Source organism: Sphingomonas swuensis (assembly GCF_039538045.1).
In the GTDB taxonomy this organism is placed as follows: domain Bacteria; phylum Pseudomonadota; class Alphaproteobacteria; order Sphingomonadales; family Sphingomonadaceae; genus Sphingomicrobium; species Sphingomicrobium swuense.
The window spans coordinates 1,285,991-1,295,031 of record NZ_BAABBQ010000001.1 but is presented as its reverse complement, the minus strand read 5'-3'; the positions used below and the strand labels follow the sequence as shown (position 1 = coordinate 1,295,031).

The following is a 9,041-nucleotide window of genomic DNA, read 5'->3' as shown; positions in this document are numbered from 1 at the left end:
CCCGGGCCCCTTCATTGGCAATGTACCGAAGCTTACTTCTTCTGCGAGAGCAGCTGACGGTTGGTCAGGTCTGCCAGCGCGCGCGATCCGCTGGTCGCGGTGCAGACGGCATCGCCGGTCTTGCGGGCTGCCGACAGCACGGCGACCGTGGTGCCGCAGACGTTCGCCGCGACGCTGATCGGTGCCTGCACCGTGATCGGCACATTGAGGTTGTTGAGCGCGGCGACCTGCGCCCCGTTCAGGAAATTGTTGAGGATCGAGACGTCCTGCACTGTCACAGTCACGAGACCGGGAGCGGCGGTGTTCTGGGCGATTGCAGGAGTGGCGGCCGAAAGGGTCGCGACGGCCACGGCGGCCGCCATCATGAGATTACGCATTACACTCTCCTTGGCCAGCAAGTCGCCACCGACCCGTGCATCGACGATGCAGGGGTGGTTCGGATCTTGAGGACTGCGGCTAAGCTCGCCGGCGACAGAGACGGGTCCGGCGAATCGCCCATCCGTGCGATTCGCCGGTCAGTCTCATCGCTTGCCGGCAGTGCTTGGCCTGCGCGAGGTGCTTAACGGATGTTGGCGATCGCCTGGTCGACCAGCGCCTTGTCGCTGCCCGCATCGTGGCGATCGGCGATGATCCGGCTGGCGGCCTTGGCGGCGGCATCGGCGGCGGTCGCGCGAAGCTGCTGCAGTGCGGCGCGCTCCTCGGCCGCGATCTTGTCCTCGGCCATGCGAGTCCGACGCTCGACCAGCGCGGCCGCGTCGGCCTCGGCCTTGGCGCGGATGGCATCAGCCTCGTTGCGGGCACGATCGAGCATGGCCGCGGCTTCACCCTCGGACGCGGCCGAGCGGGCCTCATACTCGGCCTTGATCTTCTCGGCCTCGGCGCGAAGCGCGGCGGCTTCGTCGAGCTGGGCACGAATGCCGGCGATCTTGCCGTCGAGCGCCTTGCCGATCGCGGCGGGGACCTTCTTCCACAGCATCAGCGCGACGACCACCGCCATGGCGAGGCCGACGAGCATGGTGGCATCAAAGCCGAGCGCCGACGGGTCGACATGATGTTCGACGTTGGCCTGGACTTCGGTGTTGGTCTTTTCCTGCAGATTCTCAGCCACGGACGAGCTCCTGCTGGACGGCGGCGCGGGCGGTGCCCTCGTCGACGGTGAGGCCAGCGACACGGCTGACCATGGCGGCGGCGGCCTCGGCGGCGACCGCCTCGATCTCGGCCTGCGCCGAGGAACGCGCCTCGGCGATGCGCCGCGATGCGTCCTCGAGCTTGACCTGCGCCGAGGCATCGGCGGCCTTGACCCGGGCTTCGGTCGCCTGGGCGGCCGTCGCCTTGGCCTCAGCCGCAACACGGGCCGCCTCGGCCCGGCTGCGGTCGAGCGCCGCACGATAATCCGCCTCGAGACGATTCGCGGTCTCGCGGGCGCTCGCGGCAGTCTGGAGGTCGGCCGCGATGCGGCTGTCACGCAGATCGACCGTGCCCTGGATCTTGGGAACCATGCCCAATCCAACGACCAGGAAGAGCAGCCCGAAGGTGATCACCAGCCAGAACAGCTGGGAGGCGAAGATCTCCGGAATTTGCGCGATTTGCGGCACTGGCCGACCTCGATTGTTGCTGTGCTGAACGGTCGCTTAGGCGACGAACAGCAGGATCATGGCAACGACGAACGCCAGCAGGCCGAGAAGCTCGGCAGCGGCGAAGCCGATGAACAGACGGCCTTGCTGGCTGTCGGCGGCGGCCGGGTTGCGAAGCGCGCTCTCGAGGAACGAGCCGAAGACGTTACCCACGCCAAGCGCGGCCATGCCGACGCCGATGGCGGCGAGACCAGCACCGAGCAGCTTTGCGGCTTCTGCGTCCATGTTCAAACTCCCTTTGGTATCTTGTTGTGAAGGTTAGTGAAGGTTGATCGCGTCGTTGAGATAGAGGCTCGTCAGCAGCGCGAAGACATAGGCCTGGATGGCAGCGACCAGCAGCTCGAGCGCGCTGATGCCGATCATCAGGATTAGGCTCGGGATGCTCACCACGGGAGCGACCCAGAGCGCCTCGGCATTGGCGCCGTTGATCACGAAACCTGCCAGCACCTTCAGGAGGATGTGGCCGGCGGTCATCGCGACGAACAGTCGCAGCGCCAGGCTGAAGGGGCGGACCAGGAAGCTGAAAAGCTCGACCAGGAAGATGAAGGGGATCATCGGGCCGGGCGTGCCGTGGGGCACGAACAGGCTGAAGAAGTGCAGGCCGTGGCGAGCGAAGCCGACCACCAGGACAATCGCGAAGGAGACGATCGCGAGCACGCCGGTGACGGTCAGGTGGCTCGTCACCGTGAAGGGATGGACGCCCGGGATGAGGCCCAGCGGCAGCATGCCGAGGATGTTGGCGACCAGGATGAACATGAAGAGCGAGAATACGTAGGGGACGTACTTGCGTCCCTGCGGCCCGACGTTGGCTTCCATCATGTTGGTGATGAAACCGGTGACGCCTTCGACCGCGACCTGCCAGCGGCCGGGCACCAGTTCGCGCTTCATGCCGCCAAGCATGAACAGCCAGATGGCGGCGAGCGTGAACAGCATCCACAGTGAGCTGTTAGTGAAGGCGATCGAGTGGCCCGCAATGCTCCAGTCATGGCCGAACAGGGGTTCGACCTGGAACTGGTGCATCGGATCGATCTTGCCCGATTCGGCGGCCACTATTGGTCCCTCTTGGTCTTAGCGTTCGACATCTTGATGATGCTCCAAAACCCGCTGACGGTGCCGAGCACCATCAACGTGATAAAGAGCATCGGCCACGTACCGAGCAGCTGGTCGAGTGCCCAGCCGACGATCGTTCCGCCCAGCAGTCCGCCGATCAGGGTGGCGAGAACCCGATTGCCCAGCTGCTCATTGGCATCCTGGGCCGGTCCCTTGCCGGTCCTGACCGCTTCCTTCTTCTGCGCTTCGGCCAGCCTCTGTTCGAGACTGTCGAGCCGCGCATCGGCGGGAAGCCTGTCGTCCTGCCCGGGGCCTTCTTCCGCCATGCTCTTACTCCATCATGTGCGCGGCGGCGCTCGGGAATGAGCATCGCGCGCGGTCAGGCAAGGAACATGGCGGCGTCACGGCCCGCCAAGGCGCCGCCCCTTTAGCAGGGCGGGCCGCGAGGTCAACCGTGCCGCTCACGCGCCTTGCCGTTCGAGACGGGGCCACTTAGCTTGCCGGGCATGGCTGTTGCACTTCTGCCGCTGCTCCTGGTCGCCGCACCGGTGAGCATCGCCGAGACCTCCCGCGACCTCGCCTTCAGCTATCGCTGGTCGAGCGAAGCGGAGGCGATCCCCGCGCTATCCAGACGCTTCCGCGCCGATGCCGCGAGCGAGCGCAAGCGGATGCTTGGACTTGCCAAGGCGGAGAAGGCATTTCGTGCCGAGGCCAAGCTTGACTGGAACGGGCTCGACTTCCGGCGCGAGTGGAAGACCATGGGCCAGAGCGCGCGGCTGCTGTCGCTGCTGGGCTCGGTCAGCGCCTACACGGGCGGCGCGCACTCCAACAGCGGGACCAAGGCCTTGCTGTGGGACCGCCGCCTTGGAAAGGAGCTGACCATCGCGGCGCTGCTCCGGCCCGGGATGAGCTGGGATGGTGCCATTCGCCAGCCCTACTGCGTGCTGCTCGACCGCGAACGGACGCGGCGGCGGCAGCAGCCGGTGGTGCGGGGCGACTGGGCCGGCGCCTGCCCTGCGCTGAAGGAGCTCAGCCTGGCCCTGTCGGACAAGGATCGCGACGGACTGCTCGACCATGTGCTGGTGACCGCCGATCCCTATGTGGCGGGATCCTATGCCGAGGGCGCCTATGCGATCGAGCTGCCGCTCACCGCGACCATGCTGGGGCGCCTCAAGACCGAGTATCGCTCCGGCTTCGAGCCTCAGCCGCCGGTGCAATAGTCCGGCACGGGCGCGGGCTGCCCGGGCCCGCGCCGCCGCCACTGCCCGTCGCCCAGAAGATAGCTTTCGCCGACCTCGACCCGGCCGAGCAGCGTACAGCCGGCGGTGATCCCAATCTCCTGCGGACTGACGCCCTTGCGCTGCCCAAGGCTGGTGTAGAGAGCCCGGCGACGGATGTTGATCGCCTCGGTCTGTTGGCGCGCCTGCGGTCCCGGCGGCGATGCCGAATAACCGAGATAGCCGTCGTAGCGCTCGCCCACCTGCCCTGCCGATCGTGCACCGAAATAGGCGCTCTGCGCCGCCGCCGCGCCGGCGACGGCGACCAGCGCGAGGCCCAGCCAGCGAATCATCGCTGTCCCTGCGGGTTCGCCGGCACTGCGGGCCGCTGCGGGAAGGCCTCGGGGTTCTGATTGATCAGCGTGTCGACGTCGCGCTGCATCCGCACCAGAACCTCCTGGCGGATGGCGACATTGAGGTTGATCTCGATTGGCTTCTCGGGGGTGCGCACGTTGACGCAGCCGGCAAGCGCCGCAGCGAGCGGCAGGCTCAGGATCAGGGTTCGTCTCATTGTCATCTACCTCGCGGGCTCGGTCTTCTCGACGACGGGCGTCTGGGTCTGGTCGGTTTCTTCCTCGCGTCGCCGGACTTCGGTGACGATCCCCGGGATGTTGCCCAGAGGACGATCGAGGGTGGTGTCGATCAGCGTGCGCGGATCGCGCAGCGACTTGGCGGTGCCGATCAGCGCTCGGAATGGGCCGCGGATCGAGACGTTGAATTTCAAAGGCAGCCGGCCGACGAAGCGGCTGATCAGGCGCTGGGTTCCGTTGGTCCCGGCGAGCCCGACCCCGTCGATGGTCAGGCGGGTCCCGAATTCGCCCGCGAGGTCGCCGTCGAGGCGAATGATCATCGAGCGGAAGCGGAGGTCGCGAAGCGCGTTGAAGGCGAGGTTGCCGGCGGTGCCGAGGTTGGCCTTGTTGACCGCGCCATCATAGGACAACCGCCCGCCCGGATCACGGCTGTCGAGCCGACCGCCGACGATCCGGCCGCCCTGGTCGTCGAAGATCATTGGCAGCACCCCGTCGAAGGTGCCCTCGGCGCGGATGTCGTTGAAGCCGAAGCTGTTGACGAACATGTTGGCGTCGAGCCCGCGCACCTCGAAGGTCAGCCGCTTCGGGCTCGGCCGGCCAAGGTTGAGGACGGTTTCGCGAAGGATCAGCTCGCCGCCCATGAAGGGCCAGCGCCCCGACTGGATGCGGACCAATTGGCCGGGAAGCAGCTGGTAGGTGAGGACGCCGTTCTCGACCAGGATGCCGGGATTTACCGTGGCGACCCTGAGGGTCTGGCCGGACGCGGTCTCGAGCCCGAGCAGATCGGTGAAGCGGATCGTGCCCTGCAGCCCGGTGACCGGACCGAAGGCGGCCGCAAGGTCCATGCCGTTGGTCGAGAACTCACCCGTCGAGGTGACCTGCCCCTGCCCGTTCCAGGCGATCCGTCCCTGCCCGGTCACCGTTCCGTTGACGAGCGCGATCACGCCCTCGGTCAGGCGGGTGATCATCTCGGGCTGGAGGCCGTTCTGGCGGAAGGCGAGCCCCGGCACGTCGAGGGTCGCGCCCCCGACACCCCGGCCAAGGTCGTGGCGGATGGCGACGTTTGTGACCAGCGCCCCGGTGCCCGGATGGCGCAGCGAACCCGCGGCGCGGATGTCGCTGCCGGCCAGCGAGAAGGTGAAGTCATTGGTCCGCAGTGGATAGAAGCGCGGCGGCTCGGCGCCGATGTCATTGGCGGTAGCGGCACCGTTCACTGTCAGTCGGTTTCGATAGTAGAGCCAGCGGCCGTCGGCCTCGGTCAGCTTGACCGGCACCCGGCCGATGGTCGCGTCGGCACCGTCGAAGCGACCCGAGATGCCGCTTCCCGAGAAGGTGCCGGCAAGGCTCGCCGCGTTGAGCAGGATCGGCGCCTCAAAATTGCCCATCCGCGCCGTCACCTGGTCAAGGTCGAAGCCGCGCGAACCGACCATTGCCGCACGCGCCGCACGCGCCGCGAACGGCGAGGAGCCGAGCCGACCGTTGAGCGCGAGGTCGCGGGTGAAGGCCCGCACCGCGACGTCGCCGTCGGCCTGGCGGAAGACGATCGCCTGCCCCGTCGCGCAGACCGGCAGGCTGGTGCGGCCGAGTTGCAGCGCTCCCAGGCGCAGCGCCGAGAAGGCCAGGGGCACGCAGCCGCGCCCGAAGGCGAGCGCGCTTCCCGGACCGAATGTGCCGTTGACCGGAACGCGCAGCCCGCTGACGCTGCCGCCCGATAGCGGCCCGTCGACCAGCGCGACTGTGTCCACACGGGTGCCGCCATTGCCGAGCGCGGCGAAGCGGACCGGGGCGAGCGCCAGCCGGGCATTGCCGGCCTGGTAGGGCTGCATGACCAGCGTTCCGCTCATCGCGCCGCCACCGCGCGGCATCGACAGGGCGAGGTCCGCGGTCGGCAATCCGCCGCCGCGCGTGCGGACCCGGCCGTCGACGCGCAGCCGATTGGAAGGCCAATAGTAAGTGATTCCGTCGCCCTGCCCGCCGACGAGCACTCGGGCGCCCGACGCACTGGTCACATCGGCGGTCTCGATTCGAACGCCGCCTCCGCCGGCGACGTTGACGAGGCGGAGCGAACCTTTCGCGGCCATCGCCCGGGTCGCCTGGTCGATGCTCCGCCGAAGCTGCACGGCGACCGGCTCGAGCGGTGTTCCACCAGCGCCGCCGAGCGCCGCGGTGAGGTTGCGGGTGAGCGATGGGTCGAGATCGACGCCGTTGGCGCCATAGTCGGCGACGAGACTGATCTGCCCTCGCGCCGCATTGAGGAAGTAGCGGCCGTCGAGCCGGGTCCGGGCCGCAGTCAGCTGCGCCATTCGAGCTCCCGCCGCGGCCAGCCGCACCCGCCCGAGGATCTTGGTCGGATCCCCTGCGAACGTCAGGTCGGCATTGAAGCGGTCGAGCCGGTTGACCCCGGCCGCGAGTGCCGCCGCGCTCATCCGGCCCTTGCCGTCGAAGCGGCCGAAGCCCTCCGAGAAGCTGCTGTCGATGTCGAAGCGCGGCTGGGCGACGGCGATGTTGCTGGCGGGGCAGGCGAAGGAGCTGGCGCTGAGCGGCCCGGCGACCTGCGGCCGGCGGGCACGGACCGATACGTCGAAGGCGGCACGCATGCCGCTCAGCGTGCAGCGTCCCGCGTCGAGCGCCGGGCTGGCTGCCGCAAGCCGTCCCTTGAAGCCGCCGGTGAGGTTGCCCGAGCCTTCGACCGCGATCCCGATCGGCCCCATCGGGGTCGCCATGGCGATGGAGGTATCGGCGAGATCGACACTGATGTCCGGAAGGGTGAAGGGCTTGCCCGAGGGCGGCGGAAGGAGGCGATCGACCTGGCCCCAGCTCACCCTGTTGCCGACCACCCGGCCATTGAGCCGCACACCGCGCGCGACGACCCGGTAGAATTCGACCTGGCCGGTCCACTTGATGCGCATCTGGATCTGCGCGAGCCGGGCGGTGAGATCGGGATTGCGCGGATCGCCAAGCACGAGGTTCGACACCTGCTGCGTGCGAAGCCCGACCCGATCCACGGTGAAGGTCGCCTGGACTCCCCGCTTCTCCAGTTCCTTGCGGAGGATATCGGTGGCCAGCGGGCGGCGCTGGGTCCACAGGACGAGCGCGACCGCCACCAGCAGCAGGAGCAGTCCAACGAGGATGAGGCCGAGTAGGCGGGGCACGCGACGACGGCGACGAACGACCACGGTCGCTGACCCATCTGCCTCCGTCCCGACCGTCGTTACTTCCGTCACTAACCTCGCCTAACCGTTCGGCCGGAGGACCGTTCCGCTGCCGACATGTTGCACCCGGCACCGAAGCGGCATAGCCTCCCTCTCATGGGCGACAAGCCGAATGGCGCCGACGGGCATCGCGCGCGCCTTCGGCATCGGCTGCTGGACGGCGGCGGCGACGCATTGCTCGACCACGAGCTGGTTGAATATCTGCTGACTCTCGCAATCCCGCGCCGCGATACCAAACCATTGGCAAAGCAGCTGATTTCCTCGTTCGGCGGACTTGGGCCATTGCTCGAGGCCCCACCCGAGGTGCTCCGCCGCGAGGGGCTGAGCGAGGGCGTCATCGGCGCCCTCGCGATCGCCCGAGCGGCTGCGCTGCGCCTGCTAGAGACCCGTACCGAGGCCCGCCCGATCCTCTCGAGCTGGGATGCGCTCGGCGACTATCTCCAGGCCGCCATGGCGCACGCCCATGTCGAGGAAGTTCGGATCCTCTTCCTCAACGCCAAGAATGTGCTCATCGCGAACGAAGCGATGTGGCGAGGGTCGGTCGACGAGGCCGCGGTCCATGTACGCGAGGTGATCGCCCGCGCCATCGCGCTCGGCGCAACCGCGATCATCCTCGTCCACAATCATCCGAGCGGCGACCCGACGCCGAGCCAGCAGGACATCCGCCTCACCCGCGACATCGTCGAGGCCGGCCGCCACATGAAGATCACCGTCCACGATCATGTCATCGTCGGTGCGCAGGGCCGCTCCAGCCTGCGCGCCATGGGGCTGATGTAGCGCTCTCAAGGCTGTTATGGCCTTCGCATGCAGCGGATCATGATCGTCGGTCAGCCGGGCTCGGGGAAGAGCCACCTCGCCGCCGCACTCGGCGAGGCGACCGGGCTGCCCGTCATCCACATCGACCGGATCCACTGGCAACCGGGCTGGGTCGAGCGCAGTCCGGCAGAGAAGACCCGCCTCTGCGGCGAGGCCGAAGCGGGCGAGCGCTGGATCTTCGAGGGGGGCCACAGCACGACCTGGCCAAGCCGCCTCGCCCGCGCCGATCTGCTCGTCTGGCTCGACCGGCCCGCCTTGTTGCGCGGGTGGCGCGTGGTGAGGCGCGCGGCGACCCAGCTCGGCCGGACCCGCCCCGACATGGCCGAGGGCTGTCCCGAACGGCTCCGCTCATTGCCCGGGTTTATCCACTACATCGTGACTACCCGTCATTCGCAGCGCCGCAAGATCGCACGACTTGCCGAGACCGCGACCTGCCCGGTGGTGCTTTTGCGTTCCGATGCCGACGCCGCCGCTTTGTGCGAGCGGCTTCGCCTTCAGTTCGCCACGAAAGCCGTGTAGGCG

The 9,041-nt window shown here is 68.1% G+C and carries 12 protein-coding genes; 3 read left to right on the top strand and 9 right to left on the bottom strand.

The genetic code is table 11. The features are described from left to right. Nucleotides 1-32: 32 nt before the first annotated feature. The 6 genes from ABD727_RS06455 to ABD727_RS06430 all read right to left on the bottom strand — a co-directional run bounded on the left by ABD727_RS06455 (nucleotide 33) and on the right by ABD727_RS06430 (nucleotide 3,010). Nucleotides 33-377: a hypothetical protein gene (locus tag ABD727_RS06455; protein WP_344706566.1), complete on the bottom strand. Its 345-nt coding sequence runs from the start codon at nucleotides 375-377 to the stop codon at nucleotides 33-35. A 182-nt stretch (nucleotides 378-559) separates the two neighbouring features. Beyond that, nucleotides 560-1,108 (bottom strand): F0F1 ATP synthase subunit B, encoded by a 549-nt coding sequence (locus tag ABD727_RS06450; protein ID WP_344706565.1) that lies wholly within the window; start codon nucleotides 1,106-1,108, stop codon nucleotides 560-562. Then, on the bottom strand, nucleotides 1,101-1,595 hold the full coding sequence (locus ABD727_RS06445) for a F0F1 ATP synthase subunit B family protein (RefSeq protein WP_344706563.1): 495 nt from the start codon (nucleotides 1,593-1,595) through the stop codon (nucleotides 1,101-1,103). The genes ABD727_RS06450 and ABD727_RS06445 overlap by 8 nt, the downstream gene beginning before the upstream one ends. A gap of 36 nt (nucleotides 1,596-1,631) precedes the next feature. Further along, nucleotides 1,632-1,859, bottom strand: a complete 228-nt coding sequence (locus ABD727_RS06440) for a F0F1 ATP synthase subunit C (protein WP_129383163.1) — start codon at nucleotides 1,857-1,859, stop codon at nucleotides 1,632-1,634. Between the two features lie 33 nt (nucleotides 1,860-1,892). Then, nucleotides 1,893-2,684, bottom strand: coding sequence for a F0F1 ATP synthase subunit A (locus ABD727_RS06435; protein ID WP_344706562.1), 792 nt, complete (start codon nucleotides 2,682-2,684; stop codon nucleotides 1,893-1,895). Then, complete coding sequence (locus ABD727_RS06430) at nucleotides 2,684-3,010, bottom strand: AtpZ/AtpI family protein (protein WP_344706561.1); 327 nt, start codon at nucleotides 3,008-3,010, stop codon at nucleotides 2,684-2,686. Before ABD727_RS06430 ends, ABD727_RS06435 begins: the two co-directional genes overlap by 1 nt. A 180-nt stretch (nucleotides 3,011-3,190) precedes the next feature. On the opposite strand from ABD727_RS06430, the gene ABD727_RS06425 reads away from it, so the two are divergent. Then, nucleotides 3,191-3,904, top strand: coding sequence for a hypothetical protein (locus tag ABD727_RS06425; protein ID WP_344706559.1), 714 nt, complete (start codon nucleotides 3,191-3,193; stop codon nucleotides 3,902-3,904). On the opposite strand, the gene ABD727_RS06420 is transcribed toward ABD727_RS06425, so the two are convergent. The 3 genes from ABD727_RS06420 to ABD727_RS06410 are packed head-to-tail and all read right to left on the bottom strand — an operon-like array spanning nucleotide 3,886 to nucleotide 7,643. Continuing rightward, nucleotides 3,886-4,254 (bottom strand): YdbL family probable chaperone protein, encoded by a 369-nt coding sequence (locus ABD727_RS06420; protein WP_344706558.1) that lies wholly within the window; start codon nucleotides 4,252-4,254, stop codon nucleotides 3,886-3,888. The genes ABD727_RS06425 and ABD727_RS06420 overlap by 19 nt on opposite strands. Beyond that, a complete protein-coding gene (locus ABD727_RS06415) occupies nucleotides 4,251-4,472 on the bottom strand; it encodes a YnbE family lipoprotein (protein ID WP_344706557.1) in 222 nt (73 codons plus the stop codon). The genes ABD727_RS06420 and ABD727_RS06415 overlap by 4 nt, the downstream gene beginning before the upstream one ends. Before the next feature lie 6 nt (nucleotides 4,473-4,478). After that, a complete protein-coding gene (locus tag ABD727_RS06410; RefSeq protein WP_344706556.1) occupies nucleotides 4,479-7,643 on the bottom strand; it encodes an intermembrane phospholipid transport protein YdbH family protein in 3,165 nt (1,054 codons plus the stop codon). Nucleotides 7,644-7,799: 156 nt separating this feature from the next. On the opposite strand from ABD727_RS06410, the gene radC reads away from it, so the two are divergent. Together radC and ABD727_RS06400 are read left to right on the top strand one after the other, a co-directional pair. Then, nucleotides 7,800-8,480, top strand: a complete 681-nt coding sequence (gene radC, locus ABD727_RS06405) for a RadC family protein (RefSeq protein ID WP_344706555.1) — start codon at nucleotides 7,800-7,802, stop codon at nucleotides 8,478-8,480. Nucleotides 8,481-8,507: 27 nt separating this feature from the next. Beyond that, the gene (locus tag ABD727_RS06400) at nucleotides 8,508-9,038 is read left to right on the top strand and encodes a P-loop NTPase family protein (RefSeq protein WP_344706554.1); all 531 of its coding nucleotides are present in this window, start codon (nucleotides 8,508-8,510) and stop codon (nucleotides 9,036-9,038) included. Nucleotides 9,039-9,041 lie beyond the last annotated feature (3 nt).

Bases quoted from the DNA above. Each gene is read 5' to 3' on its own strand.
- ABD727_RS06455 (WP_344706566.1), bottom strand. From the start codon at position 377: ATGCGTAATCTCATGATGGCGGCCGCCGTGGCCGTCGCGACCCTTTCG.
- ABD727_RS06440 (WP_129383163.1), bottom strand. From the start codon at position 1,859: ATGGACGCAGAAGCCGCAAAGCTGCTCGGTGCTGGTCTCGCCGCCATC.
- ABD727_RS06430 (WP_344706561.1), bottom strand. From the start codon at position 3,010: ATGGCGGAAGAAGGCCCCGGGCAGGACGACAGGCTTCCCGCCGATGCG.
- ABD727_RS06425 (WP_344706559.1), top strand. From the start codon at position 3,191: ATGGCTGTTGCACTTCTGCCGCTGCTCCTGGTCGCCGCACCGGTGAGC.
- ABD727_RS06420 (WP_344706558.1), bottom strand. From the start codon at position 4,254: ATGATTCGCTGGCTGGGCCTCGCGCTGGTCGCCGTCGCCGGCGCGGCG.
- ABD727_RS06415 (WP_344706557.1), bottom strand. From the start codon at position 4,472: ATGAGACGAACCCTGATCCTGAGCCTGCCGCTCGCTGCGGCGCTTGCC.
- radC (WP_344706555.1), top strand. From the start codon at position 7,800: ATGGGCGACAAGCCGAATGGCGCCGACGGGCATCGCGCGCGCCTTCGG.
- ABD727_RS06400 (WP_344706554.1), top strand. From the start codon at position 8,508: ATGCAGCGGATCATGATCGTCGGTCAGCCGGGCTCGGGGAAGAGCCAC.